At 36.5% G+C, this 26,113-nt stretch carries 29 protein-coding genes; 1 reads left to right on the top strand and 28 read right to left on the bottom strand.

Annotation, left to right across the window (positions count from 1 at the left end; all coding sequences use genetic code 11):
• Positions 1-2: 2 nt before the first annotated feature.
• Positions 3-335: a nucleotide pyrophosphohydrolase gene (locus MKY29_RS08285; RefSeq protein WP_090561739.1), complete on the bottom strand. Its 333-nt coding sequence runs from the start codon at positions 333-335 to the stop codon at positions 3-5.
• Between the two features lie 102 nt (positions 336-437).
• Here MKY29_RS08285 and MKY29_RS08280 point away from each other — a divergent pair, with 102 nt between their 5' ends.
• Positions 438-1,307: a YitT family protein gene (locus tag MKY29_RS08280; RefSeq protein WP_090561741.1), complete on the top strand. Its 870-nt coding sequence runs from the start codon at positions 438-440 to the stop codon at positions 1,305-1,307.
• A 438-nt stretch (positions 1,308-1,745) separates the two neighbouring features.
• On the opposite strand, the gene MKY29_RS08275 is transcribed toward MKY29_RS08280, so the two are convergent.
• From MKY29_RS08275 to der, 27 genes are all read right to left on the bottom strand, one after another.
• Positions 1,746-2,369 carry a zinc metallopeptidase gene (locus MKY29_RS08275; protein ID WP_241598888.1) on the bottom strand — a complete coding sequence of 208 codons (624 nt, stop codon included), beginning with the start codon at positions 2,367-2,369 and terminating at the stop codon, positions 1,746-1,748.
• Between the two features lie 115 nt (positions 2,370-2,484).
• Positions 2,485-3,081 (bottom strand): DUF1405 domain-containing protein, encoded by a 597-nt coding sequence (locus MKY29_RS08270; RefSeq protein ID WP_340879483.1) that lies wholly within the window; start codon positions 3,079-3,081, stop codon positions 2,485-2,487.
• Positions 3,082-3,148: 67 nt separating this feature from the next.
• Positions 3,149-3,928 carry a menaquinol-cytochrome c reductase cytochrome b/c subunit gene (locus tag MKY29_RS08265; RefSeq protein ID WP_090561748.1) on the bottom strand — a complete coding sequence of 260 codons (780 nt, stop codon included), beginning with the start codon at positions 3,926-3,928 and terminating at the stop codon, positions 3,149-3,151.
• Between the two features lie 42 nt (positions 3,929-3,970).
• On the bottom strand, positions 3,971-4,645 hold the full coding sequence (gene qcrB / locus MKY29_RS08260; RefSeq protein WP_090561750.1) for a menaquinol-cytochrome c reductase cytochrome b subunit: 675 nt from the start codon (positions 4,643-4,645) through the stop codon (positions 3,971-3,973).
• A gap of 20 nt (positions 4,646-4,665) precedes the next feature.
• Complete coding sequence (locus tag MKY29_RS08255) at positions 4,666-5,169, bottom strand: QcrA and Rieske domain-containing protein (protein WP_090561754.1); 504 nt, start codon at positions 5,167-5,169, stop codon at positions 4,666-4,668.
• 157 nt (positions 5,170-5,326) lie between these two features.
• Positions 5,327-5,773, bottom strand: coding sequence for a YpiF family protein (locus MKY29_RS08250; RefSeq protein WP_090561756.1), 447 nt, complete (start codon positions 5,771-5,773; stop codon positions 5,327-5,329).
• 12 nt (positions 5,774-5,785) lie between these two features.
• The gene (locus MKY29_RS08245; RefSeq protein ID WP_090561758.1) at positions 5,786-6,337 is read right to left on the bottom strand and encodes a ReoY family proteolytic degradation factor; all 552 of its coding nucleotides are present in this window, start codon (positions 6,335-6,337) and stop codon (positions 5,786-5,788) included.
• A 20-nt stretch (positions 6,338-6,357) separates the two neighbouring features.
• A complete protein-coding gene (locus MKY29_RS08240) occupies positions 6,358-7,602 on the bottom strand; it encodes a tetratricopeptide repeat protein (RefSeq protein ID WP_340879481.1) in 1,245 nt (414 codons plus the stop codon).
• A 190-nt stretch (positions 7,603-7,792) separates the two neighbouring features.
• Positions 7,793-9,082 (bottom strand): 3-phosphoshikimate 1-carboxyvinyltransferase, encoded by a 1,290-nt coding sequence (gene aroA, locus MKY29_RS08235; protein ID WP_340880830.1) that lies wholly within the window; start codon positions 9,080-9,082, stop codon positions 7,793-7,795.
• Between the two features lie 15 nt (positions 9,083-9,097).
• Positions 9,098-10,198, bottom strand: coding sequence for a prephenate dehydrogenase (locus MKY29_RS08230; RefSeq protein ID WP_340879480.1), 1,101 nt, complete (start codon positions 10,196-10,198; stop codon positions 9,098-9,100).
• Complete coding sequence (gene hisC / locus MKY29_RS08225; protein WP_093494656.1) at positions 10,198-11,298, bottom strand: histidinol-phosphate transaminase; 1,101 nt, start codon at positions 11,296-11,298, stop codon at positions 10,198-10,200. The genes MKY29_RS08230 and hisC overlap by 1 nt, the downstream gene beginning before the upstream one ends.
• A gap of 22 nt (positions 11,299-11,320) precedes the next feature.
• Positions 11,321-11,683, bottom strand: coding sequence for a chorismate mutase (aroH, locus tag MKY29_RS08220; protein WP_093494655.1), 363 nt, complete (start codon positions 11,681-11,683; stop codon positions 11,321-11,323).
• Positions 11,676-12,770, bottom strand: a complete 1,095-nt coding sequence (gene aroB, locus MKY29_RS08215; RefSeq protein WP_093494654.1) for a 3-dehydroquinate synthase — start codon at positions 12,768-12,770, stop codon at positions 11,676-11,678. Before aroB ends, aroH begins: the two co-directional genes overlap by 8 nt.
• 2 nt (positions 12,771-12,772) lie before the next feature.
• A complete protein-coding gene (aroC, locus tag MKY29_RS08210; protein WP_340879479.1) occupies positions 12,773-13,954 on the bottom strand; it encodes a chorismate synthase in 1,182 nt (393 codons plus the stop codon).
• A 289-nt stretch (positions 13,955-14,243) separates the two neighbouring features.
• A complete protein-coding gene (locus tag MKY29_RS08205) occupies positions 14,244-15,014 on the bottom strand; it encodes a CheR family methyltransferase (RefSeq protein WP_090561772.1) in 771 nt (256 codons plus the stop codon).
• Between the two features lie 343 nt (positions 15,015-15,357).
• Positions 15,358-15,804 (bottom strand): nucleoside-diphosphate kinase, encoded by a 447-nt coding sequence (gene ndk / locus MKY29_RS08200; protein ID WP_090561775.1) that lies wholly within the window; start codon positions 15,802-15,804, stop codon positions 15,358-15,360.
• 145 nt (positions 15,805-15,949) lie between these two features.
• Positions 15,950-16,924 (bottom strand): heptaprenyl diphosphate synthase component II, encoded by a 975-nt coding sequence (gene hepT / locus MKY29_RS08195; RefSeq protein ID WP_241598809.1) that lies wholly within the window; start codon positions 16,922-16,924, stop codon positions 15,950-15,952.
• Positions 16,925-16,942: 18 nt separating this feature from the next.
• Positions 16,943-17,647: a demethylmenaquinone methyltransferase gene (locus MKY29_RS08190; RefSeq protein ID WP_093494651.1), complete on the bottom strand. Its 705-nt coding sequence runs from the start codon at positions 17,645-17,647 to the stop codon at positions 16,943-16,945.
• Positions 17,648-17,650: 3 nt separating this feature from the next.
• Positions 17,651-18,412: a heptaprenyl diphosphate synthase component 1 gene (locus MKY29_RS08185; RefSeq protein WP_090561781.1), complete on the bottom strand. Its 762-nt coding sequence runs from the start codon at positions 18,410-18,412 to the stop codon at positions 17,651-17,653.
• A gap of 54 nt (positions 18,413-18,466) precedes the next feature.
• Positions 18,467-18,688 carry a trp RNA-binding attenuation protein MtrB gene (gene mtrB / locus MKY29_RS08180; protein ID WP_090561783.1) on the bottom strand — a complete coding sequence of 74 codons (222 nt, stop codon included), beginning with the start codon at positions 18,686-18,688 and terminating at the stop codon, positions 18,467-18,469.
• 67 nt (positions 18,689-18,755) lie between these two features.
• Positions 18,756-19,325 carry a GTP cyclohydrolase I FolE gene (folE, locus tag MKY29_RS08175; protein ID WP_090561785.1) on the bottom strand — a complete coding sequence of 190 codons (570 nt, stop codon included), beginning with the start codon at positions 19,323-19,325 and terminating at the stop codon, positions 18,756-18,758.
• A 234-nt stretch (positions 19,326-19,559) separates the two neighbouring features.
• Positions 19,560-19,832 (bottom strand): HU family DNA-binding protein, encoded by a 273-nt coding sequence (locus tag MKY29_RS08170; protein WP_090561787.1) that lies wholly within the window; start codon positions 19,830-19,832, stop codon positions 19,560-19,562.
• 172 nt (positions 19,833-20,004) lie between these two features.
• On the bottom strand, positions 20,005-21,483 hold the full coding sequence (gene spoIVA, locus MKY29_RS08165) for a stage IV sporulation protein A (RefSeq protein WP_090561789.1): 1,479 nt from the start codon (positions 21,481-21,483) through the stop codon (positions 20,005-20,007).
• 895 nt (positions 21,484-22,378) lie between these two features.
• Positions 22,379-23,089, bottom strand: coding sequence for a hypothetical protein (locus tag MKY29_RS08160; RefSeq protein WP_090561791.1), 711 nt, complete (start codon positions 23,087-23,089; stop codon positions 22,379-22,381).
• Between the two features lie 13 nt (positions 23,090-23,102).
• Positions 23,103-23,291 (bottom strand): DUF2768 family protein, encoded by a 189-nt coding sequence (locus MKY29_RS08155; RefSeq protein WP_090563513.1) that lies wholly within the window; start codon positions 23,289-23,291, stop codon positions 23,103-23,105.
• A gap of 399 nt (positions 23,292-23,690) precedes the next feature.
• Positions 23,691-24,710 (bottom strand): NAD(P)H-dependent glycerol-3-phosphate dehydrogenase, encoded by a 1,020-nt coding sequence (locus MKY29_RS08150; RefSeq protein WP_093494649.1) that lies wholly within the window; start codon positions 24,708-24,710, stop codon positions 23,691-23,693.
• Positions 24,711-24,740: 30 nt separating this feature from the next.
• Positions 24,741-26,051 carry a ribosome biogenesis GTPase Der gene (gene der, locus MKY29_RS08145; RefSeq protein ID WP_090561795.1) on the bottom strand — a complete coding sequence of 437 codons (1,311 nt, stop codon included), beginning with the start codon at positions 26,049-26,051 and terminating at the stop codon, positions 24,741-24,743.
• Positions 26,052-26,113: the final 62 nt, after the last annotated feature.

Genomic DNA, 26,113 nt, shown 5'->3' with positions numbered 1-26,113 from the left:
TATTAGTCCTCCTTGATCGTCCATCTATCTTTGTCTCTTGTATTGTATTTGTTTAAGACTTGCTCTAGTGACTGCTGCAGATCTATACCTTCCGCATTTGCCAAACACATTAGTACAAAAAAGAAATCTCCCATTTCATCAGCAATTTCTTTTTCCACTTCTGTAGGTTTCTTTTTCTTTGTCCCATACTTATGTTGAACCTCCCTAGAGAGCTCCCCTAATTCTTCAGTAAGTCTTGCTAATAGCTCCATAGGTGGAAAGTAACCTTCTTTAAATTGATTTATATATGTATCTACCTCTAGTTGTAATTCGGACAACGTTTTTTTCTCTTCCATTGTTTATCCCTCCTATATCCTAATAAAAATAGCAGCTAGTTGTCAAAAGCATCGAAATAATCGATAATAACTTTAGTATGAACTAATAAGTGAGGTGGAACAATGGGACTTGGACTTAAATTTAAAAATATTGTGATGATTATTTTGGGAGCAGCTATATATAGTTTTGGCTTTGTTCATTTTAATATGCAAAACGAACTTGGAGAAGGTGGATTTTCTGGTATTACTCTCGTTTTATACTTTGCATTCAACTGGGATGTAGCCTTGATGAACCTTTTATTAAATATACCAATGTTCATCATAGGTTGGAAGCTGCTCGGCCGGAAAATGTTTGCTTATACATTAATAGGGACCATTTCAGTATCTATATTTTTAAAAATATTTAATATTTATGAATTTCAGTTAGGGTTAGAAGATGACCTTTTTCTCGTATCACTATTTGCTGGTGTTTTTGTAGGATTAGGTTTAGGAATTATTTTCAAATATGGAGGTACAACTGGAGGCGTAGATATTATTGCCCGTCTTGTATTTAAATACAAGGGATGGAGCATGGGTAAAACTATGTTTATCTTCGATGCATTTGTCATTTTGTTATCTTGGGCAACTTTCTTAAATGAGCGTTCTATGATGTATACCCTAGTAGCCGTATATGTAGGTGCAAGAGTCATTGATTTTGTTCAAGAAGGAGCTTATTCTGCTAGAGGTGCATTTATCATTTCAGAAAGACAAAATGAGATTGCAGATCTGATTACCAATAAGTTATCTCGCGGAGTAACTATTTTAAATGGTCATGGACATTTTACAAAAAGTAGTCGTGAAGTAATATATTGTGTTGTAGCTAAAAACCAGATAAGTGTGTTGAAATCAGTTATTAGCTCTGTTGATCCACATGCATTTGTTTCTATTACAGAAGTAAAAGATGTAATGGGTGAAGGTTTCACATTAGATGATGAGAAAAATCCGATAGAATAGTTATAAGGGATTGTTCAAGTATTTTACTTGGGTGATCCTTTTTCTAACTATTCGTTCCAGTGCAATTAAAAGAGATTAAAAATTACTACAGGATAAGATTTTACCTACATAGCGGTTGCTTAATACACCATTAACTTGCTTCTAATGGAGACTTATTTGCTTCCCTTATCAGTTACTTTCACATATTCTTCAAATACTTGCTCCATAGAATGATTTACTTTTGGAACGGCAAATTCTTCCTAGATATAAATAAACCGGGTGAAAAGACGCATGAACCTCTTCAACAGAAATCTAGATATGCAGTTGATTTCCTCAGCGAAGCGAAGGATTGAGACAATGCCCTCGGTAAGCGGCGAGAACCCAATGTTTACGGAACACTAAAAATAAAAAAATGAAGAGGATGACTACTGTCATCGCCCTTCATTCTTTTAAATAATCTTAATCATTCCGAGTCATTCCAGTATAGATCAATACTAAACGTAACAACTCTAAAACAGCGACTGCTGCAGCAGCAACATAGGTTAATGCGGCTGCATTTAATACTTTTTTCGCATGAGGTTCTTCCTCATTGCGAATAATGCCGTGAGACACCATTTGGTTCATAGCCCGGTTAGAAGCGTTAAATTCCACTGGTAACGTAACGATTTGGAATACAACACCCGCAGCTAACAACACAATCCCTATTAATAAAAGATTAGAGAAGCTAGCAAGCATACCTATCATAATGAATATCCAGGAAGCATTAGAAGAAATATTAGCAACTGGTACTAATTTGTGTCGTAAACTTAAAAATGAATATGATTCTTTGTGCTGAATAGCATGACCAACCTCATGTGCTGCAATCGCAGAACCTGCAACAGATGCTTCATGAAAGTTGTGAGAAGATAATGCAACTATTTTTGTCATTGGATTGTAGTGATCACTTAAAAATCCTCTGCTTTCAACAACTTGAACATCATTCAAACCATTTGCATCAAGAATTGTTCTTGCCACTTGAGCACCTGTCATTCCTGAAGTAGAACGAACTTTTGAATATTTTTTATATGTTCTTTTAACTTTCATTTGTGCATACAAAGGCAATAATAAAATTATCGCAAAGTATATGAGATAAGAAACCAAGTTTCTTTTCCCCCTCTCTAATCTATACTATTTATTTTAATAGGAATAATAGAGACATTCAACTAATAAGCTTTGACCTTTTTTGATATATGAAAGAAGCTAAAGAAATACAAGCAATGGATAGCCAGAATGTAAAGTAACCAATCTGATTAGCATATTTGTATAAACTGCTATAAACTGGCATTTGATCAAATACATAATCTATCACATCATTATGTAATGTCCAAATAGCAGCAATAAAGATATGTATCCAAGTAAAGCGATAAAAAGGAATGTATAATATAGCTTGGATTGCCATTGCAAAATGTGATGCAACAAGCATCCATCCCATCCAACCGAGATAATCATTTTCCACATACGTCCAAATATTCATCACTACTGCCCATAATCCATATTTTACAAGCGTGATTAATGCTAAAGCTTCGATTAACTTCCAATTTTTCTTAAACAGCCACGCCAACAAGGCAATTGTAAAAAATAAACTTGCTGTAGGACTGTCGGGCACGAATAGGAGAAACTTAGCTTCAGTTTGGGACAACTGCCCTTCATACCAATAGTAACCATAGATGGTACCAAATAGGTTTACTATGAACAATAGCCACATAAATGTTTTGTTAAAGAGAACCATCTTTGTATACAGTAGCAATTCTTTCATTTATCTGGGCTCCTTTTTAATATGAAAAAAAGAGAGCCAGTTTCCTGACTCTCTTCACTTGTTAATATTATTCTGCTGGTTGAAGTGTTGTAATAAACTCAGCTAGTTTTTGTAATTCTTCTTCAGTACCTGTGTAAGTTCCACCAGGCATACCGCCTCTACCTTCATGAGCGATTTCTACGATTTCCTCAGCAGTCATGTCTAAACCTGCTAATGGTAAACCAATACCGCCCTCAAAGGAGTTACCGTGACACCCAATACATGAAGAAGCCTGGTAAAGTTGATAACCCTCCGAGGTTTCATCATATTCAACAGAAACTTCTTCTTTAATTTCACCGTAAGCTTTAGCAGCTTCCCAGTCATGGTTTACAACAGATTCCCATGTTAAGAAAATAATTGAAGCAATTGCAAGAAGCATGAATCCTGTCGGTAATGGACGTTTCCATGGGCTTCTTTCTTTACTTGTATCTAAAAATGGTACTAATAATAGCGCTCCGAAAGCCAATCCTGGCATAACGATTGCTCCAATAATATTATACGGTCCAGAAGCAAATTCATATTTTAATAATTGGTATAAAAATAAGAAATACCAGTCTGGTACTGGAATATAACCTGTGTCAGCTGGATCAGCTGGGCGTTCAAGTGGCGATGGATGTGCAACTGTTAATACCAAATAACCAACTAAGAAAACCGCACCGACTAACCATTCTTTAAGTAAAAAGTCAGGCCAGAAAGCTTCTGTTTTACCTGGATACTCTGAATAGTCCTTTGGAGTGTTTTTCTTACGATTAGAAAGATCTGGTACACGTGAGTCTCCAACAAATTTCATGCCTTTTCCGCGATGCATAATGTCCCCTCCTTGTTAAGAATTATCTGAACCACTTACCCATTATAGTGGTCCAGAAATACCTTGACGACGAATCATGATAAAGTGAGCTGCAAGTAATCCAAATAAAGCAGCCGGCAAGAAGAACACATGAATCGCAAAGAATCTTGTTAATGTTTGTGCACCGATGATTGTTTCATCACCAGCTAAAAGTGTTTTAATTATTCCACCAATAAATGGAACAGATGCTGCAATTTCAATACCAACCTTCGTTGCGAACAATGCTTTCATGTCCCAAGGAAGTAGGTAACCTGTAAATCCTAAACCTAACATAACGGCGAAGATTAGTACTCCGACCATCCAGTTTAGTTCACGAGGTTTTTTATAAGAACCAGTAAAGAATACACGTAATGTATGTAAGAACATCATAACAATTACAAGTGATGCTCCCCAGTGATGCATCCCACGCACTATTTCACCGAATGCTACTTCATTTTGAAGGTAGTAAACAGATTCCCATGCATTTTCAATATCCGGTACATAATACATAGTTAAGAACATACCTGAAAGAATTTGAATTACTGTGATGAAAAATGTTAATCCACCGAAACAGTATACAAATGCAGAGAAATGGTGTGCAGGGTTTACGTGTTCTGGTACTTCATGGTCTGCAATATCACGCCATATTGGTGTAATATCTAGACGTTCATCCACCCAATCATAGATTTTATTAAGCACTGATGTCGTACCCCCTTACTTTAAACTAATGTGTTAGGAATAGCTTTCCCAATTTCTAAGAACCCGTCATTTTCACGAACTTCATATTGATCCAACGGACCTAGAGGTGGTGTTTTTGGAACATTTTTACCGTTTTTCTCATAACGACCCGCGTGACATGGACAGAAGAACTGATTTTTGTGAGCTGGGTCTGCTTCCCAGTTTACTGTACAACCCAAATGCTTACATACAGGAGATAGTGCGATAATTTCATCGCCTTCTTTGTATACCCAAGCAGCATTGGTAATATCAGACTTGTACCATGCATCCACTTGTTCAAAAGTGAAGTCAACACGTTCTGGAACTTCCGTAATATCGGCAATTTTCTTCTCCGTTAGTACAAAATCTCCGCCTTCTTTTTTCTGCAATACAGGATCAACTGCAAATCGTACCATTGGCATAAGCATTCCAGCTGCCATAAAACCGCCAACACCTGTTAAAGTGTAACTTAAAAATTGACGTCTTGATACTTTATTGTTACTCATCCTTTTCCCCCCTCTTACTTAAAGGTCAGTCCAATGGACATACTTGCTTGAATAATAATACTAGGACATATACATGATATATCAATAAAAAAGGAAGGTCAATAATCGATTTCCTCGAATTATAAACTTTATAGACAAATCATGAAACAAATTGTCACTAATTCGCCCATTTTTTCGCGAAAATAGGAATAAGTTGTCGTAATTGATCTTCTAGTACTGAGTTTCTCATTTTTTGGTCCATGGAATCCAGTGGTACAGATGGAATCCAAATAATATTTTGTTCCTCTCCCATTGTACTCCACTCTCTATCAGAAGTAACGTAAAAGATATGCTTGAAGGATGCTTTGTTTAGTTCTTCCTGCCAATCTTTAAATACGGATTGCTTGTCCTGACTTTTTGTATAGGAGAAGGAAGGAAATAAAACAATCCTTCCTTTGAACTGATTTTCAATTACGTTTGCTAGGGACAGTGTGAAGTCAGCTGCAGATGCTGCAAATTGGAAGCCCTCATCTGAGCCATCAATTTGTATTAATGGAATCACTGCTGTGTCTATAAATTCTTTTTGTGCTTGATATACTGTGCTATCTTTTCCGTTCCAATGCATTTGTAACCTCTCCTAAACCTCTTTTTGTTGTATTTGTTTCCACAATGAAGAAAGCTCCATAAATTTTTCTTTGTTATTATCATCTATCGCTTGATCAATCTGCTTTTTTAATTGTTCCACTTGAAATGAATACAAGCTTTCACTAACTATATCCTCGGCTATCAATTTATCTTTTTCACTAATCTGCAAATATTTCGGCATATATGGATTCTCTTCTAATACCGCCAAATACTCAGGACTAGGTGGCATCATTTGAAAGTTCAATTGAATGTACATATCTTCTTCTGGATGTAACCGCAAATCATGGAAGGACTTTTCAGCATCAGCAGTCATGATACTTCCTTTGTAAAAGCGAAATGGGATGCCTGAGGACGTCGTAACCGACATAATCATCGCTCGAGGACAATAATGCGCCTCCTCCACAAAGTGTACATTATTCAACAACGTTTCGTGGCTTATCAAGTAATTCAAGATCCACACGCACTCTCTTCTTTTCATCTGATACTTTTTTAAAAACCACCGAACAAATTCTTTTTTCTCACCAACTGAAACAGAAGCAGTCACGTAACCTCTCCTTCCTTCATTTATTCAAACATTTCAAACCATTCACTATTTTCAGGTTGAAGTTTTTGTAAAATTAACACAATATCTTTTGCCTCTGCTCTTTTCCCTTCTTCTAAAAGGAAATAAACGTATTTCTCTAAAAAAGGAACATCCTCTTTATGTTCAGTATATGCAAGCTGATAAAATTCGTATGCTTTTTCGTAGGATTCTAATCTTTCATACGCAGCTGCTAAAAATGGATACATTGCATACCATTCAAAATGCTCTTGCTTCAACGTTTCATAGAGTTCCACTAACTCCTCATCTTTCTCTTCTGTTGAAAATAAGGAAGACAAAATGAAAATAGCATCCATATATTCTGGGTCAAGAGCAATTGCTTCTCTTAAAAAAGTTTCTGCTTCTTTCACTTTACCCAATTTCAAGGAAATTTTACCTGCAAATAAATAATATTCTTTTTCATATTCATCACGAGTGATACCATCTGTAATTGTTTTTAGAGCATCCTCATTTTTTTCCAGCATTGCATAGGTCTCAGCAAGAAGCATATACCCTGAGAAGTAGTCAGGATCAATTTGAAGGAGATCTTCTAATTGTTTTGCAGCAGTTTCATAATGCTGTACCTGGAAGGATGCATAAGCTGCATGGAAAAGTACGTCTGGGGCAACTTCTTTTTTCAGTGCTTCTGTATAATATGGAATCGCTTCCTCATATGCTGCCCCAGCACTATAGATTTCTGCTAGTTTAAGAGGTAAATCTACTGCTTGTATAGAGTCCTGATGAGGCAGTAAATCCTCCATTACTCGTGCTGCCTCTAGGTATCGACCAGTTTCAAACAACAATTCACCTTTAGCATACATTAGTAAAGGTTCTTTTGGTAATAGCGTGATTGCTTCATTTATCTTTTGTTCTGCAACCTCATATAACCCAATCATTTGATAATAGTCAGCTAATGTAAGTAGAGCCTGCGGGTAAGCATCGCTAGTTTTTTCGATAGTTGTTAGCATCTCTAGAGCTTCATCTTCTTTATCCATTTCTAAATAAAGCTGGGCTTGATCAATCTTCAATTGATTCTCTTCAGGAAATAAAAACTGAAGATGCTCTAAGACTGTAATAGCTTCCTGTATAAAACCAAACTGTGTTAGTAGATCTGCAAGCTGGTATTGCTCATCTGGATCGCCATTCAATAAAAAATCATCAATCATTGTTCCAAGTTTTTCCATGTTTCCTTCTTCCATCGTCTGGATAAAAGGTGTCAAGTTGTCCATGTTATCACCATTCTTTCATTATACCTTTATCCTACAAGAACATTTGTTTTTGAACAAGAAAAAAAACCTCTTCTAAAAAAGAGGGTTTTTATTTTTTCATTTATTAATGAGGTAAAGCACCCGTGATGTTTAACTATAAAGGTGTTCAGCTAATGATCAGTAAGGAATGAAGCTTTCCCTAATCTAAGATTCATTTGATCACACTCGAAATATCTTCAAAAAATGTAGGGTATGAAACAGCAATACATCCCGCATTGTCAATTGTGACAGGTTCTGTTGTTATTAGGGAAGCAACTGCAGCCATCATACCAATACGGTGATCTCCATATGTGAGAATATCTCCGCCATGAAGTGTTGTCGGCCCCTCTATTATCATTCCATCATCTGTGGCAGTAATATTTGCTCCTAGTTTCTTCAACTCATTTACTACTGCATCAATTCGGTTCGTCTCTTTCACTTTTAGCTCTTCTGCATTTTTAATAACAGTTTTGCCGTTAGCCTGTGTAGCGAGTAAAGCTATTATAGGTATTTCATCGATGAGCCGAGGTATGAGTTCTCCTCCGATTTCTGTTCCAACTAAAGAAGAGGACTCAATTTCAATTGTACCCATCTCTTCGTGACTGCTATTTGCTGCGTCATTAACTGTAAAAGAAGCACCCATTGCTTGAAGAACATCCATAATGCCTGTTCTTGTTGGATTTAACCCTACATTTGTTAAAGTTAACTTACTACTAGGAACAATTGCACCAGCTACTAGGAAGAACGCTGCAGAGGAAATATCACCAGGTACGACAACGGCAGTTCCATTAAGCTTTTGTCCGCCTAGAAGTCTGATCGTCCTATTATCAACGGTGATGTTCGCACCAAAGTGTTCTAGCATTTTCTCTGTATGATCCCTAGAAGTTTCTATTTCTTCAACTACTGTTTCACCGTTTGCATTTAAAGCTGCTAGTAATATTGCAGATTTCACCTGCGCACTAGCTACTGGCATCGTATAGTGAATAGCTTGTAATTTAGTACCTTCTACAGCAATAGGAGTAAACTGACCGTTTTCTCTCCCGATTAGCTTAGCATTCATTTGTTTTAGAGGATCTGTAACTCTTCTCATTGGACGTTTTTGGATTGATTCGTCACCTATTAATACCGAAGATACCGATGAACCAGCTAAAATTCCAAGCATTAAGCGAGTAGTTGTCCCTGAATTCCCCGTATATAATATTTCATCGGGTTCTTTCCAGTGCGTGATTCCCTTACTATTGATATTTACTTTGTCACCTTCTATAGATATTTCAACTCCAAGCTTTTGAAAGCAATCAATCGTACTTAAGCAATCATCACTTTGCAAAAAGCCTTCAACTGTAGTAGTCCCTTCAGCAATAGCTCCGAACATGATAGAACGATGCGAGACAGATTTGTCCCCAGGTATACGAATAGCACCCTCCAATGAGGGCTGTGCATATTCTAATTTCTTGCTAGTTATCAAGATCACCCCTCCTTAAGAAATATACGTTTCATATGATGTATTATTGGCAATACAGTCTACCGCTTTAGCACGATCATCTGTTGATTGAAAGCTTATGACAAGTATTCCGAAAACGTCTTCACGAGTTTCTACAATTCGTAAATTTGTAATACTAATATTGTCTTTAGCTAAATATCCTGTAATCTCCGAAATAACACCAGGATAATCAGGTACATCAACATAAAGGTCAAAAGAGCTAAACATTGCCCCTTGTGCATTTATAGGAAGATCATCTCTTACTCTTTTAGCGGTAGCAAAATATTCTTCTATATCACTAGAATCTGCGTATGTTAGTAAGTCCTGTAATCTACTCATTTCATTCGTCCATGCATGTAATTGATTACGTAGTTCTTTACGATTTTGAAGCGTTATATCTCTCCATACAATCGGGTTTGCAGAAGCAATTCTCGTTATGTCTCTAAATCCTCCGGCTGCAAGTTGTTTTGTAAATGGATATAGTTCGTTTTCAAAAGATAATTGATGCACAAGTGAGGCGGCAACTAAGTGGGGGAAATGACTAACTACAGCAGTCATATGATCATGTTCCTCTGCTCCGACTTTTACCAACTTCGCTTTCGTCACCTGCAATAAATCTATCAGAACTTGAATTCGTTCATAAGATTCGTCTTCAAAAGGTGTGAGCAAATAATAAGCATTCTCAAAAAGAATCGGTCTGGCAGCCTCTACACCACTTTTGTGGGAGCCCGCCATGGGATGTCCACCTATAAACGTAATGCCCTTTTCTCTTAATGAAATGGCAGCTTTCATAATTTCTTTTTTGGTACTTCCCGTATCCGTAATAATTACTTGGTTCTTTAGTTGCCATTTTGGTAATTCATTCATTAATCGGATTGTTTCACTTACTGGAGTAGCAAAAACAATTACATCCGAACACTCCGTTCCATCTTTCATGTTTATGACTATTTCATCTATGACACCAATTCTTTTCGCTGTTCTAAGGGTATGACCATTTTCATCATACCCAATTATTTTCACATCTTTATTGCGTTTTAATCCAAGTGCTAGAGATCCACCTATTAATCCGAGACCAATAATAAAAACTGTTTGCTGCATTATAAGACGCCTTCCTCTTTTAGAACTTCATCTAGCTTTTCTAATAACTCGCTATTTTGCTGTTCTGTTCCAATTGTTATACGAAGGTATCCTGGTTTCCCTAATGCATTCCCACTTCGAACGATAAACCCTCGCTTCATTAATCCTTGGAATACTACGTCACTATTAGCTTTGACTTCCATTAAGATGAAGTTTGTTTGGGAAGGAAAATAATCTAAATTTCGTTCCTCGCAATATGCCACGAATTGAGCTTTTCCAGTGTTATTTTTCTCTTTACATTGTTCTATAAACGCTTGATCTTCTAATCCAATAAGGGCTACCTGCTGACTTATAATTGTATTATTAAATGGCTCCCGAGTTGGTTCTAGTTGAGCTATTACTTCTTCTGAACCAATCGCATAACCAATTCGAAAGCTTGCAAGTCCATAAGCTTTAGAAAATGTACGCATTATTAATATATTTGGGTGTTTTTCTAATAATCCAAGAGAATCCTTGTAGTTATTGTCTGTTATGTATTCTGTGTATGCTTCATCTAAAACGATCAATACATCCTTTGGCACTTTTTCAATAAAATCTTTCAATTTATCGCTAGGTGTTAGTGTCCCTGTTGGATTGTTTGGATTACATACCCAAATGATAGCGGTGTTCTCATCAATCGCTGTAAGCATATTGTTTAAATCATGCTCCCCGTTATTTGTAAGGGCGATTTCACGAACTTCTGCTCCTTCAACAATCGCATTATGCTTATATTGACCGAATGTTAAATCTGCCATAATAGTATTCAACCCAGGTCGTAAAATAGCTCTTGATACGATTAAAATATTCTCGTCAGAACCATTACCAAATAATAATTGTTTTTCAGAGATGTTTAAATGATTCGCTACAGCTGTTCTTAGGTTTGAAGCATATCCATCAGGGTAAATGGCAAAATCTAATTTCGCATTTGCGAAGTATTCTTGTACTCTTGGTGAAGCACCGTATGGATTTTCGTTAGATGCAAGTTTCGTCACTTTTTCTAAGTTATACATTTTCTTTACTTCGTCGGAAGTTTTGCCAGGCTGATATGCATGTAACCCATTAATCTGTTGTTTGAATTTCATTTTAACCCCTCAGTTCTATAGTTTATTTGAGTAAATCTGGTCTTAACTGTACAGCGTTATTTAAATAAATATGTTGTATCTCTTGCTGCGGTTTTGTCGTATTTACATGCATTAGTAATCGTATACACTTTTCCAACGCTCCAGGAACGTTCATTTCATGAGTGCACATTACTGGGACATACGCCCATCCTTCTATGCCTCGAACAGCTCTTGCAGGAAAAGCAGAAATAATATCCGTCGTAGTAGATATGATGACTGAAGCGATATCTTCTGGTAAAATACCATTTGATTTTGCCATTTCTTCTACAAGACGCCTAGTTTCCTGAAGTACTAATTCATTTGAATCCTCTGTTACTGTAGTTGCTCCTCTTACGCCTCTAATCATTAGTTACCTCCTTAACCCATTGCCGCAGTTGTTCATCGGACCTTTTAATTTCTTCTACCGAAATTATTTGCACAAATGGATTCCCAATTTCTTGAAGCAGCGCAAAATGTAGTTCTCCATTTGTCGTTTTCTTATCTTTTTGCATAAATTTAGATAAACTTTCAAATGAACACTGAAGCACATGTTCAAAATTATAGCCAAGTCTTTTCGCTAAATCATATACTTTTTTGGCATATCCTTCTTCCACATTTCCATGAAGTTCACTTAGCATTAACGCTGGAATCATTCCAATCATAACTGCTTCACCATGCGTGATTTTACCGTAACCTACAGATGCTTCAATTGCATGACCATATGTATGACCAAAGTTCAAGAATTTACGATAAGATTGTTCCTTTTCATCTAATTCGACAATACGAGCTTTTACTAGAATTCCTTTTTCAAGCCATTGTAATAATTCTTTATTATTGATTGCCTTTAAGTTGGGAAGAGCAATAAATTCATCCATCCAGCTAGCATCACTGATAATCGCATGCTTTATAACCTCTGCAAGGCCAGAGCGAACTTCTGCTTCTGGTAACGTTTTTAAGAAATGAAAATCATATAAGACTTCCGAAGGTTGATAGAAAGCCCCAATCATATTCTTTCCATTTGGGTGATTGATCGCAGTTTTACCTCCAACGGCACTATCATGTGCTAGTATAGTTGTTGGAATTTGATAAAAAGGAATACCACGCATAAATGTTGCTGCCACAAATCCAGTCAAGTCCCCAACTGCTCCCCCTCCTAATGCGATAAGAGCAGAATTCCTTGAACAATTTTCTTCCAGCAAAAAGGTTTGGACTTGAAAATAGGATTCAAACGTTTTGCATGCCTCACCATTTGGAACAATATAAAGTTTAAAAGACAGATTAAAATTAGTACGAACATAGTCTTCATGAAGTCTCCAAACATGTTCATCCGTGATTATCACTAGTTGATCATATTTTTTAAAATCTGCTGCTCGTCTTTCACAAAAAGATTGTAAAATATTCTCTCCTAAAAAAACTTCATAAACAGAGTCTTTCGTTTTTACTTGGATAGACATCATTAAAACCCCTTTGTATATGCTCTATGACTCTCTATATCTGCAAGTAATGTATCTATTTTATCTCCATGAAAGGTTTCTAATACCGCTTGTGCAATCTCCCAAGCAATAACTGCTTCAGCAACTACTGAAGCTGCTGGTACCGCACAGCTATCAGATCTTTCAATACTAGCCTTGAACGGTTCCTTCGTATCAATGTCCACACTTTGAAGCGGCTTATAAAGCGTAGGAATTGGTTTCATCACACCACGGACTACTATTGGCATTCCCGTAGACATCCCGCCTTCAAGTCCACCTAGACGATTTGTATCGCGTGTATATCCTTCTACTTCATTCCAAGAAATTTGATCATGAACTTGACTTCCAAAAAGGTTAGCCATTTCAAATCCTAATCCTACCTCTACACCTTTAAATGCATTGATGCTCATCATCGCCATTGCCAACTTGCCATCTAACTTACGATCATAATGGACATAGCTTCCAACTCCAGCTGGCATACCAGAAACGATTATCTCTACCACTCCACCAATCGTGTCTCCAGCTTTTTTTGCATTATCGATTGCCTCTACCATTCGGGCTGATGCTTCCGGATCTAAACAATATACCGGATCTGCCTCAACAATCTCACGAATTGCTTCTACTGTTTTGCCATTAGCTAGACTTAAATCGGCTTCAATCCCACCAATTTTCGTCACATGTGCCACGATGGATATACCTAGTTTACTAAGCAATTCTTTTGCAACAGCTCCTACAGCAACTCTTACCGTAGTCTCGCGCGCAGAAGATCGCTCTAGAACATTTCGTAAATCGCGATGACCATACTTCATACCTCCAACTAAATCGGCATGACCAGGACGAGGTCTTGTAATTTGTCTTTTAATATCCTCAGGGTCTATTTCTTCTCCAAGAGGCTCAATCCCCATTATATTCGTCCAATGCTTCCAGTCATCATTATTTACAACTAGGCAAACTGGAGATCCTAATGTTTTCCCGTGGCGTACACCTGAAGTAATAGCAACTGTATCTTTTTCAATTTGCATACGTCTTCCACGACCATGTCCACCTTGACGACGTTTTAATTCTTTATTTATGATTTCACTCGTTATTTCTAATTGGGCTGGTAACCCTTCAATAATCGCTGTTAGTTGTGGTCCATGTGACTCACCTGCAGTTAAATATCTCACAGCACTTTCCCCCTTCAACTCGCTAAAGTATTTGTTTTTCACTATAACAAAATTTTAGAACAATGTATACAAAAAATGTGTAAGTATCTTTTAAAGGCTCGTTGTAAAATAAAAATCATTCCGCAACTGAAGTCAACCTTTGTTCATTGAACATTGTCTTGACTTATCTATACTTTCTTTTCATTGATCAGTTACCACTTTTCTTCCATTATTGCTGAATTCGTAAGACCTTCTATTCATTATCTTTGCTTAGAAGAAAAACTGTCCGGAAATTCTCGGACAGTTCTTCTTATTTTTTCCGATAAAAAAAGGTATCTTCCGTTTCAAATCCATATTTTCCTGGATTGAATATTTGCTCAGTACTACCAACAAATAGTATTCCGCCAGAACGAAGGGAATCGCTAAAGTTTTGATAAATTTGATCTTTTGCTTCCTCTGTAAAGTAAATCATAACATTTCTACAAACAATCAAATCAAAGTTTTTATCATATGTATCTTTCAATAGATTATGTTTTTTGAATGTTACCGTTCTTTTAACTGCATCACTCATCTTATAAAATGGAGTTTGGTTCTCAAAATGCTTATTCTTCATATCAGTTGGAACCTCGGCTAGGGAACGTTCAGGGTAAATGCCTACTTTCGCACGTTGGATTGCATTTTCATCTAAATCCGTTGCGTGTATAGCAACTTGAGTTAAAGGAACATGATTGGACAGAACCATTGCAATGGTATAAGGTTCTTCTCCAGTAGAGCACGCTGCACTCCAAATTTTTAGCCGCTTATTTGTTTCTAATAATTTTGGAAATATTTTAGTCTGTAATATTTCCCAGCGTTTCGCATTCCGATAAAACTCCGAAACATTGATTGTCATCCTGTCTAGAAATTCATTCATTAAATCTCTATTTGAGTCGAGAGCTTGATAAAATTCAACAAAATTTTTATATCCCTTTTTTTCATACAACGAAGTTAGTCTCCGACGCATCTGCGCCTCTTTATATGCTGCAAGATCAATGCCTGTCTTTTTCTTAATGGAATCCACAAATTTAATATAATCCGGCAAAATGATTTCGCCCCCTTCTAAAACCTATAATTAGTATATCCTATACGCAGCATTTCGAACATACTAAAAAGACAGACAAATATGAACACTTACCTACCATTTAGTTTGTTGTGTGTGAGTTTCTCTCGTTTAGGTCAATCCTCCTTGGATAAAACATTTGCCCCTCCTTTATACTCCAACCTCTCTTAAATAGATCGATATGCCATTCGAATAACAATGTATTTCTCGATTAGCAGTTATTCTCTCTCTCATTTAAGCTTAATCTCATCTCATAGCTTCTTTTTTCAGAACAAAAAAAGGTTGTTTATGAATGAAGTCATAAACAACCTTTTTCTATTTCTTATTAGTTAATCCAGTTGTTAGCATCTTTTTTGTATGATACTAGCTCTTCTTGCTTGAAGAATAATCCAATTTCACGTTCAGCGCTTTCAGGAGCGTCAGAACCGTGGATAATATTTTTCCCTACAGTTACTGCGAAATCACCACGGATAGTTCCTGGTGCAGATTCTTTAGGGTTTGTAGCACCCATCATTAAACGAGCAGTTGAGATAACATTTTCGCCTTCCCAAACCATAGCGAAGACTGGTCCAGAAGTGATGAATTCTACTAATTCTCCGAAGAATGGGCGTTCTTTGTGCTCGCCGTAATGTTGTTCAGCAAGTTCAGTAGGAATTTGCATTAATTTTGCTCCAACTAATTGGAATCCTTTTGCTTCAAAACGACCTACGATTTCACCGATTAAGTTACGTTGTACGCCATCAGGTTTTACCATTAAAAATGTTTTTTCCATATTTAACACTCCTCGAATATATATAATGGACTTTATTCTCCACCGTTACAAATATTATCATTATAATGCATTATTTTCAAATTAAATTAACAACTTAGTTTTTCGCTACGGAGTTCCTAAAGGAAGCAACTAATCAATCTTCCTCTTAAAATTTCCTTTTGCTCATGAATAGCGCAATATTTTGTAACGATTTCTTCGCTGAATTTGCCGGTAATTGCTTAACCTCATCTAGCGCTTTTTGTAAGTATATATTACTTATTTGTTTGGCACGTTCAATACCGTCTGATTCGCGAATTTTCGTTAACAATATTTGTCGATTGGTGTCGCTAATCGTTCCAGCTAAAATATCACTTAATAAAGGTTCAATGGCTGGATCGTTTTTAACGAATAAAACAGGCAGAGTAATATTGCCCTGCGCGAGATCAGATCCAGCAGGTTTGCCTAATTCCTCGTCAGAAGATGTGAGATCTAAAATGTCATCAATTATTTGAAATGACATACCAACATAATATCCAAACCGCTTCAAATGACTAACAGTTTTTACATCTGCTTTGGAAGCAATTGCACCTAATTCACAGCTGGCTGATATTAATATTGCCGTTTTTCGTTTAATTCGACGTAGATAGTCTCTAACTGTTTGCTCAAGATAGTGCTTATCCTCAATTTGAATAATTTCACCAATACAAAGTTCCACCATTGTTTGAGATAACACTTCATGTGCATATGTATTTTGTAAATCTGTTATGTATTCAATTGCATTTGCAAAAAGAAAATCACCTGTATACATCGCAACCCGATTGTTCCATTGCGCCTTTACAGTTTCTCTGCCCCGTCTGGTTTCTGCATCGTCTATTACATCATCGTGGACGAGAGATGCCATATGAATGAGTTCAACTGAAACAGCCACACTTTTTATTGAGTCTATAGAGTAATTTCCGAATTTCGCTGCAAGCAAAACGAAAACTGGTCTAATTCTTTTACCTCCAGCAAGTAGTAGATGAAGAGACGCTTCATTCAATAAGTGAGAAGAAGAATTCACCGCTACAGCTAATTCTTTTTCGATGATTTCAAGATCCGATTTTAAATCGGAATAGAGTAACTTCAACTTCATCTTGTCCACGGTTACAACCTCACTCACTTAAATATCTTTTTTATATCCAATATGTCTAGCTGCCGCTCCACCACTATATGGTTTACTAGTTACATTGACCAAACCCACTTTTTCAAAGAGCTTTGTTAAATCAGCTCTATTTGGAAATTCTTTAGCTGACTCCTGTAACCATGAATATTCTTTATAGCTTTTAGCAAATAGTTTTCCGAATAGGGGCATAATATAACGGAAATAGAATCGGAACAATCCATTAAATAGTTTAGAATCTGGTGTAGATGTTTCTAAACATACAACCATTCCACCCGGTTTAACAACACGGTTCATTTCACTTAATACTTGTGTATAGTCGGGAACATTGCGTAAACCAAACCCAATCGTTACATAATCGAAAGAATTATCTTCGAATGGCAATTCCATAGCATTTCCTTGAATTAACTCAATTTGCGAAATATGCTTAACTTTTTCTAATCCAACATTTAACATGTTCTGACTAAAATCTAATCCTCTTACTTCGCCAGTTGGTCCTGTTGCCTCTGCCAATGCGATTGTCCAGTCTGCTGTTCCGCAACATACGTCTAATGCTTTGCTTCCACGTTTTACTTGCATAGCCTTCATCGTATCTTTTCGCCATGCTTTATGTTGTTGAAAGCTAATAACCGAATTCATTGAATCATAATTATCGGATATCTTTTCAAAAACTTCATGTACATGTTGTTCTTTTGATTTTCCCACGATTTAACCTTCTCTCAACTGCTTTTCTAAGGTGCATCTCATTAATTTATCTAACAGTAGGCCTTTCAGTTGATCTTGCAATAGCTCTGAGTTAGTTATTTCTTCCTTGAGTAAAGACTCAACTTTTTCTATCTCCACCTGTAGCAAATTAATATTGGCTTGTAATTGACTAGATTTACTAATGTAAAATGGTTTGCCGCCTTTTTCATATGCTTCTAGTTCTCTTTTTAGAGCAATGAGTAGCAATGATTCTTTCATAACGAATACATATTCATGAAATGAATAATATTCATATAATTGTTCTATAGATTTAGATTCAATCAGTTGGATAGATTGTATGATTTCCTCAAAGCTATATAATTGTCGATCATAAAATCTAGTCTTCTGTTCAGATATAGTTGCGACACCATCCGACAATTGTTGGATTAAGTCTAATTGTTTGTCACTAGCTAGTAACTGGTAATACTTCCCACTATAATAGTCCCCAGCTAATACTTGTAGTTGCTGTTCCTTAGTGGTTGCATTCAATTCTTTTACTAAGTCGTGAGCAGCTAATGCAGAAAAGATAAGTGTAACTGCAATGGCAGATTTACTTTGGGACTCATCCCATTCTTCCCCATTAAATAGTGGTAAAAGTGTAAAAAACAAACGCTCTTCATCAATGACAGGAGCCCCGGTATATTTTAACAAAGTACTATGCTGTACTTGTTTGAATATGCCATCTTTATACTGCTTTATATGTTGTTTGATCAATGCTTCGTTCATACACTTTACTCCATTTCCCAACTGCGCTTAATCTGTCTATCTGTATATTTTAATTTATTTTTTAGAATCGGATTGTATAATACCATTTGCAGAATGGATTGATGCTTTCCCTCTGATCTTCATGGCCGACGTATGTTCGGTAAATTGGGCAATCATAACTTCACCATTATCCAGTTTTTCAGAATGATGAAATTTTGTATCTGTTCCTCTTGTAAGACCAATTACATGAACTCCGTCTTCCTCTGCTTTTATCAAAATATAATCTGAACTAGACATATTATAGTCTCCTTTGTTCACAGTCTTTTTCCATCATACCATATTCTAAAGCCGACATCCAAAGGTGTTACTTCATCTTTATGAATGAAAGTATTTCTGAGCGCTTCACATCGTCAGTTTCTAAAATTCCACGTGCAACAGCAGTAATTGTTTTTGCACCAGGTTTTTTAATACCTCGCATTGTCATACACATATGTTCTGCTTCCACTACTACATACACACCATGTGGATTTAGCATTTGCATTATATCATCCGCTACGCTTGAGGTGATTCTTTCCTGTAGTTGTGGGCGTCTTGCTGTAGTTTCAACAGCTCTAGCAAGCTTACTTAAGCCCGTGACAACCCCATTACGAGGAATATATGCTACATGTGCTTTACCGTAAAAGGGAACTAAATGATGTTCACACATGGAGTAGAACGGTATGTCCTTTACTAAAACTAACTCTTCATGTTCTTCGTTAAAGACAGTTTTAAAATATTCCTTTGGATCCTGATGTAAGCCTTCGAACATTTCTGCGTACATTTTAGATACTCTCTTAGGTGTCTCTAATAATCCTTCTCTATTTGGATCTTCACCGACTGCTTCTAAAATCATTTTAACAGCTTCTTCTATCTTGTTCAGATCGACTTTTGTCATCTGTAGACCCCCTAAAACTATGTATTATATCAATTGCATCTTAGCATATGACATAATTATAATAAATAAATTTATTCTAATGTCATATCTGCATATTTTATCTCGTTAATAGCTGAAATTCTTTTTTTGGGTTATAGCTTAACAATCGAACAATCTGATAACAGAACTTAATTGAAAAGAACGGCTACCGTGAAGCAAGCTCCACAATAACCGTTCTATGTACTACAACATCAGTTATTTAACTGCGTCTTTAAGTGCTTTACCTGGTTTAAACGCAGGTACTTTGCTTGCAGCGATGTCGATTTCTTTACCTGTTTGTGGGTTACGTCCTTTACGTGCAGCACGTTCACGAACTTCAAAGTTTCCAAAACCGATTAATTGTACTTTTTCACCATCTGCAAGAGCAGTTTGAATTGATTCAAATACAGCTTCAACAGCTTTAGAAGCATCTTTTTTAGAAAGTTCTGTAGCTTCTGCAACAGAGTTAACTAGTTCTGTTTTATTCATACCATTCACCTCCTCTCAAAGGAAGATAGCTTCAATCCTGTAAAAAGAGTATCACAACCAAAAAACCTTCGCAACACAATTTACACGAGTTTAGCTAAGTTTCCTCAAAAAAAGGACATTTTCACACAATAACAGGACTTTTTGCATACTCGCAAAAAGTCCTGTATTGACTTCACAATATAAATGTGACCATCCCTCGGTCACCTTCATTTACCATTCGTTCAATCGTTTCTCGCATTCTCTTCTTCGCTACGTCAGAAACACTTTCTGTTTTATAACGTAAACTTTCTTTTAAAACTTCCACTAGAGAAGTTCCAAAAACCTGTGTTTGCCATAAAGCATCTCGGTCGTGTAAATACCCATGTTTTAAATCCTTTAATAATTGCTGACTATGAAATTCAGACCCGATTAATGGTGCGAATTCAGCTTCCATATCTACACGTATAATGTGGAGAGAGGCAGCTTTTGCTTTTAAGCTTACACCATAGAAATTATTTTGTTTGATAATTTCGGGAGCAGTAGGCTGAAAATCTTGAATTGTTGGTAATGATACGCCATAACCATGTTTTTTAGCTGCTTCCAAAGCATCTGAAAATTTATGATATGCCTTCTTTGCGGTAGATGCTTCTTTAACGAACAGTAGCCAATCCTTCTTCGACTCAATAGGTTCCTCTAACCATTCATCGCAAACTTCCTGAAACACTTCGGGTTTTAAGCCAATTTGGATACATGCTGACCCTCTACCGGGATTTGCTTCTACAACTTCTGCTGACTGGATAAAGGGAACTTGCTTGAATCTAGAAGCTAATTCTTTCACGTCTTTCATTTTGGATACTATTTGCAGCCATTCTTGTAAGGAGGAAGTGATAGCATTATTGACAAAATGGTCAGGTTCTAACACATCTGTCCAATCTGGTTTTACTAATTCGATATCCGTGATCGGAAATTCATAGAGTGCTTGTTGGAGTATGTATTGAATTTCCTCAGCAGTCATACGATCAACGGCAGTTGCAATTACTGGTACTTCATGCTGTCTTTGTAATTCTTCACTTAATTGAATCGTCTCTAAATGACCTGGATTTTTGCTGTTTAGAACGATAACGAATGGTTTACCAATTTCCTTTAATTGTGTAATTATTTGTTGTTCTGCACTTTCAGCTGCCATACGAGGGATATTATTTACTGATCCATCCGTTGTGACAACAATACCAATAGTAGAGTGATCTCTAATTACTTTGTCTGTCCCAATTCTAGCAGCTTCCTCGAAGGGTATTGCTTCGCTATGCCATGGTGTATGCACAAGCTTTTGACCTTCTTCACCAGAGTGCGTTTTAATGCCATCGATCATATAACCGACACAGTCTACTAGTCTGATCTGTAAGCGTAGCTGATCTTCTCCTAAGTGGATATTTGTCCCGTGTGCTGGTACAAATTTCGGCTCCGCTGTCATAATCACATTACCTGGAGAACTTTGAGGCAATTCATCTTGTGCACGTAGTCGCTCGGCCTCTTCCTGAATATTCGGGATTACTACTAACTCCATTACACGTTTTACAAAAGTAGACTTACCTACTCGGACAGGGCCGACTACACCAATATACACATCTCCATTCGTTCTTTCTGCTATCTGTTCATACAGTTTACTCGACATGGATACTCTCCTTTCTTAGCAATTTAATATATGCACAAAAAAAACGTTTCATGCATATCGCACGGAACGTCCTTTTCAACTTCTAGAAACGAATGATTATTAATCCTCATTGTCTTGCTCAAATGCATATTACAGCTAGAAATAGAAACTGTTACTTAAATACTAATATTAGTTAATAATAAAATGTGACAAAACCATTTATTAATGGTATTTGAAACATAGATGCAATTATTTTATTGTGATTTATAGATGTAAAGATTTTCAATTTATATAAGTTTAAATGATTCTATTTCACAAAGAATATTATATAGTTAAATCCGAACAACACTGATTTCCGCTCTAGGCGCACGCTTTCCGCGGGCACGGCTTCAATCTCCTCGTCACTACGAAAACATATGCTCCTGCCGTTACTCCTCGCAAAGACGTTGGTCAAACAAAGTTCGACCAACGTTTTTCCTTCGGGGCTTTCAGCTCGTGCTGTTTCCACTGGAGTCACCGCCTACGACTCCAATCAACGGGATCGCCTTAAAAAACGAATAATATATGGCGATATTAAGTAAACATTCGCATTTGGTAAATGAAACAAGTAATTATGAAATTGACTCAAATAGTAAATATTTATCCGATTAGGAAAGAAAAACACAATAACATTTATATTTCGAGAACCACAGGATAAAAGTCAAATTCACTATTCTCTCTAATAGTTTTTGAAGGTGGACTGACAGAGAAATGTCATAAAATTATCAAAAAAGTGATTCTGATTGCAACATCCATCACAATCAAAATCACTAAAAATTCACTTGGTAATAATATAACATCAAGAATGATCAAGACATTTTGAAAACAATTTAAACAGTTCCCCACTTTAAATTTAAGTCTTTATAACTATTTTTTCTTACTTACTCAACATAAAAACTGGCTCATTTTGTTCATTAATCGTGTAGGGAAGCGAATATGCAGGAACAATTGCAAAATTATCCGTTAACAAAAAACGAATGTCATCTCCCGGTTTTATTTGCTCTTCTGTTTCTTCGAGTAATCTATTCAATTCTATTGAGTAATCAACATAGACCTCCCCATCGCCAGTAGCAACAATCGGTAATTGAGTATCAGAATATGGACTTTGAACGGATAATTCACTATCATATCCCATTTTTTTATAGTCCAACTTATAAACACCTTCTACAATGGTCTCAGCAATAGGTCCGAATCCATTTATCCCTTTTCGATGGTTAATGTCACGAAGGGTATCTGCAATACGTAAGTCTACTAATTTAACAGTAGGATTCTCTTCTACATTCATTAGTACATATTGATAAATACCCCCAGCTTCATAAGAATTAGCAGGAGCCTCTCCAAGTTTAGATGGAATGATTTTACTAAAGTCAATTGGGTATTTAATGTATTGGTCAGTTTCCATATCGCGTGTTTTTATCGGTAATAGTCCACTGGAATCTTCCTGAAAACTATCAACAGCATTTTGAACTGCTAACAGTTGATCTTCATATGGCAATAAATTTTCAGGTTCATAACCACTTTTATAACTACATCCAGCTAAAAAAATCACTAACATAATTACAACAGCAAAAAGTTTAAAGTTTTTCATAGGAATCTCCTTACTAAGCCTTAGTTGGGTTAGATATTATATAAATCATCGTAATGAAACCTATAAACAATAATATGTATGCGATTAAACCTAATATAAATTTCAAGAATTTATTTTTCAGTTTATTCTTTACGAAAAACATAAATGCCATAGCTAAAAACATACAACCCATAGATCCAAACGATATCCACATTTTATCCATTGATGATACTAATAACACCACAACAACTTCCACACCTTTCTTCAATAAAAATACAAAACAAACTAAAAGCGCACAATGCCAATGAAAGCCCCGACAACTTGCTTATATAACAAGCTTTACTTCGGGGTAAGCGTTGGTAGAATTTCACGTGAAGACGACCCTTTGCAAAAAAGTTATTCTGTCTAAGATCGTGACACCATGTAACAACCAATGACTACTATGCCATCCAGCTTCCCTGAAAGCCCGATGCGACTCAGGAAACTAGGTGTTGAAGATAGACAAATTCTAACAAAAAAGTTCGGGGCAACACTTACAAGGAACTATTTAATAAACAACATTTCAAGTATACAGTCAAAAAAGAGTTGTTATTATCAACAACTCTTTCCATTTGTGACAAATTTAGAACGTTTTATAATCTTCTAATTCGTGTTTTTTCGTGCGGTGCATCAAAATATCTACTGCCTCTTTAGGATTGACCTGTTCAAATAAAACGGAGTGCAAGGCTTCTGTAATCGGCATGTCCACTCGTTGCTTAGTAGCGAGCTGATATGCTGCTTTTGTAGTACGCACACCTTCTACGACCATTCCCATCTCTTCTAACACAGTATCCAGGGTAGCCCCCTTACCTAACATATTACCAGCGCGCCAATTTCTTGAATGCACGCTTGTACATGTTACGATTAAGTCACCCATACCTGTTAATCCAGAGAAAGTGTATGGTTGCGCACCAAGACTAATGCCTAGACGAGATATTTCTGCAAGCCCTCTAGTTATTAGAGCCGCTTTTGCATTATCTCCGTATCCTAAACCATCAACAATTCCAGCTGCTAATGCAATTACGTTTTTTAAAGCCGCACCAATTTCTACACCGATTACATCATCGTTTGTGTAGACACGGAAAGATTTGTTCATAAACAAATCTTGAACCTTCTCGGCTGCCAGCATATTTTCACTTGCAACTGTAATAGTTGTTGGATGCTCTAAGACAACCTCTTCTGCATGACTAGGACCAGATAATACGACTATTGCTTCCGTAACACCCGCAGGTAACTCTTCCTCAATCATTTCTGATATTCTTTTTAGCGAATCCGGTTCAATCCCTTTAGAAACATGCACAAATAGTTTCTTCTCATCCAAGATAGTTAACATGTTTTCGCAAACTTCTCTAATCGCTTTAGTTGGCACAGCAATCACAATAACATTTGCATGTTGAATTGCTTTTTGAAAGTCACTAGTAGCCTTTAGATTAGCTGGCAAAATAGTGTCAGGCAAATACTTTTTGTTTGTATGGTTTATAGTTATTTCTGTTGCCTGTTCATCTCTGTGTGACCAAAGTAAACAATCATGGTCATTGTTTGCAAGAACCATTGCAAGGGCTGTTCCCCAACTTCCTGCACCCAGTACAGTTACTTTTTCCATCGCTATTTCGCTCCTTTAAAACTAATAGGATTAAGTTCTTGCGCGTGTGATAATCCGGATTGGAGTACCCTCAAAGTCAAAGGACTCTCTTATACGATTTTCTAAAAATCTTTCATAAGAAAAATGCATCATCTCTGGCTCATTAACAAATACAACAAAAGTTGGCGGTTTAATAGCCACTTGAGTTGCATAGTAAATACGCAGTCTCTTCCCTTTATCAGTTGGAGCTGGATTTCTCGCTACAGAATCTTCAATTACCTCATTCAATACAGATGACTGAACACGCATTGCATGATTTTCACTTACCTGATTAATGACCGGTAACAGTGCATGAACACGTTGTTTCGTTTTAGCAGAGACGAAAACAATCGGTGCATAGTCCAAGAATTGGAAGTGATCTCTAATTTTTTTCGTCATCACATTCATTGTTTTGTCATCTTTTTCAATAGCATCCCATTTGTTCATGACAATAATAACTGCTTTTCCAGCCTCATGTGCGTAACCAGCAATTTTTTTATCTTGTTCTTGAATACCTTCTTCTGCATTCAAAACAACTAAAACAACGTCAGAACGTTCAATCGCCTTTAAAGCACGTAAAACACTGTATTTCTCCGTCGTTTCATATACTTTCCCTTTTTTACGCATACCTGCTGTATCAATCATTACGTATTCTTGGCCATCAAAAGAGTATTCCGTATCAATCGCATCTCTTGTTGTACCAGCGATATCACTTACGATTACACGATCATGTCCTAAAAATGCGTTTATCAAAGAAGACTTCCCTACATTTGGACGTCCAATTAGAGAAAATTTAATAACTTCTTCGCCATATTCTATATCTTCTACATCTGGGAAATTCTTCGCTACTTCATCTAGCAAATCACCTAATCCAAGTCCATGGGAGCCTGAGATTGGGAAAGGTTCACCTAATCCTAAAGCGTAAAAATCATAAAGCATATCACGCATATCCGGATTATCGATTTTGTTAACAGCTAATACAATTGGTTTTTTAGTTTTATACAAAATTTTAGCAACATATTCATCTGCTGAAGTTATTCCTTCCCGACCATTAGTCAAGAATATGATAACATCAGCTTCGTCCATCGCTATTTCTGCTTGCTGCTTAATTTGTTCTAAAAATGGTTCGTCGCTTAATTCAATACCACCTGTATCAATAATATTAAATTCATGTGTCAACCAATCGGCAGAACTATATATACGATCACGTGTAATACCTGGAATGTCCTCCACAATTGAAACACGCTCTCCTACGATTCGATTAAATATAGTCGATTTGCCAACATTTGGCCTACCAACGATTGCTACTACTGGTTTTGTCATTACTTTTTCATCCTTCCAACTTCGTCTAAGTTGTATTATACAACAAAAACACAAAAACAGGC

The sequence above is a fragment of the Psychrobacillus sp. FSL K6-2365 genome (assembly GCF_038003165.1).
Lineage (GTDB): Bacteria > Bacillota > Bacilli > Bacillales_A > Planococcaceae > Psychrobacillus > Psychrobacillus psychrodurans.
This window is presented reverse-complemented; position numbering and strand designations above follow the sequence as displayed.

Coding starts and splice junctions, on each gene's coding strand:
- MKY29_RS08265 (WP_090561748.1), bottom strand. CDS start 3,928: ATGCATCGCGGAAAAGGCATGAAATTTGTTGGAGACTCACGTGTACCA.
- spoIVA (WP_090561789.1), bottom strand. CDS start 21,483: ATGTCGAGTAAACTGTATGAACAGATAGCAGAAAGAACGAATGGAGAT.
- MKY29_RS08255 (WP_090561754.1), bottom strand. CDS start 5,169: ATGAGTAACAATAAAGTATCAAGACGTCAATTTTTAAGTTACACTTTA.
- aroH (WP_093494655.1), bottom strand. CDS start 11,683: ATGATTAGAGGCGTAAGAGGAGCAACTACAGTAACAGAGGATTCAAAT.
- MKY29_RS08230 (WP_340879480.1), bottom strand. CDS start 10,198: ATGCAGCAAACAGTTTTTATTATTGGTCTCGGATTAATAGGTGGATCT.
- MKY29_RS08160 (WP_090561791.1), bottom strand. CDS start 23,089: ATGAAAAACTTTAAACTTTTTGCTGTTGTAATTATGTTAGTGATTTTT.
- MKY29_RS08185 (WP_090561781.1), bottom strand. CDS start 18,412: ATGAACGAAGCATTGATCAAACAACATATAAAGCAGTATAAAGATGGC.
- aroB (WP_093494654.1), bottom strand. CDS start 12,770: ATGTCTATCCAAGTAAAAACGAAAGACTCTGTTTATGAAGTTTTTTTA.
- der (WP_090561795.1), bottom strand. CDS start 26,051: ATGACAAAACCAGTAGTAGCAATCGTTGGTAGGCCAAATGTTGGCAAA.
- mtrB (WP_090561783.1), bottom strand. CDS start 18,688: ATGTCTAGTTCAGATTATATTTTGATAAAAGCAGAGGAAGACGGAGTT.
- MKY29_RS08240 (WP_340879481.1), bottom strand. CDS start 7,602: ATGGACAACTTGACACCTTTTATCCAGACGATGGAAGAAGGAAACATG.
- folE (WP_090561785.1), bottom strand. CDS start 19,325: ATGACAAAAGTCGATCTGAACAAGATAGAAGAAGCTGTTAAAATGATT.
- MKY29_RS08250 (WP_090561756.1), bottom strand. CDS start 5,773: ATGCATTGGAACGGAAAAGATAGCACAGTATATCAAGCACAAAAAGAA.
- MKY29_RS08275 (WP_241598888.1), bottom strand. CDS start 2,369: ATGAAAGTTAAAAGAACATATAAAAAATATTCAAAAGTTCGTTCTACT.
- MKY29_RS08150 (WP_093494649.1), bottom strand. CDS start 24,710: ATGGAAAAAGTAACTGTACTGGGTGCAGGAAGTTGGGGAACAGCCCTT.
- MKY29_RS08170 (WP_090561787.1), bottom strand. CDS start 19,832: ATGAATAAAACAGAACTAGTTAACTCTGTTGCAGAAGCTACAGAACTT.
- ndk (WP_090561775.1), bottom strand. CDS start 15,804: ATGGAAAAAACATTTTTAATGGTAAAACCTGATGGCGTACAACGTAAC.
- MKY29_RS08155 (WP_090563513.1), bottom strand. CDS start 23,291: ATGGATAAAATGTGGATATCGTTTGGATCTATGGGTTGTATGTTTTTA.
- MKY29_RS08270 (WP_340879483.1), bottom strand. CDS start 3,081: ATGAAAGAATTGCTACTGTATACAAAGATGGTTCTCTTTAACAAAACA.
- MKY29_RS08285 (WP_090561739.1), bottom strand. CDS start 335: ATGGAAGAGAAAAAAACGTTGTCCGAATTACAACTAGAGGTAGATACA.
- MKY29_RS08280 (WP_090561741.1), top strand. CDS start 438: ATGGGACTTGGACTTAAATTTAAAAATATTGTGATGATTATTTTGGGA.
- hisC (WP_093494656.1), bottom strand. CDS start 11,298: ATGAAATTCAAACAACAGATTAATGGGTTACATGCATATCAGCCTGGC.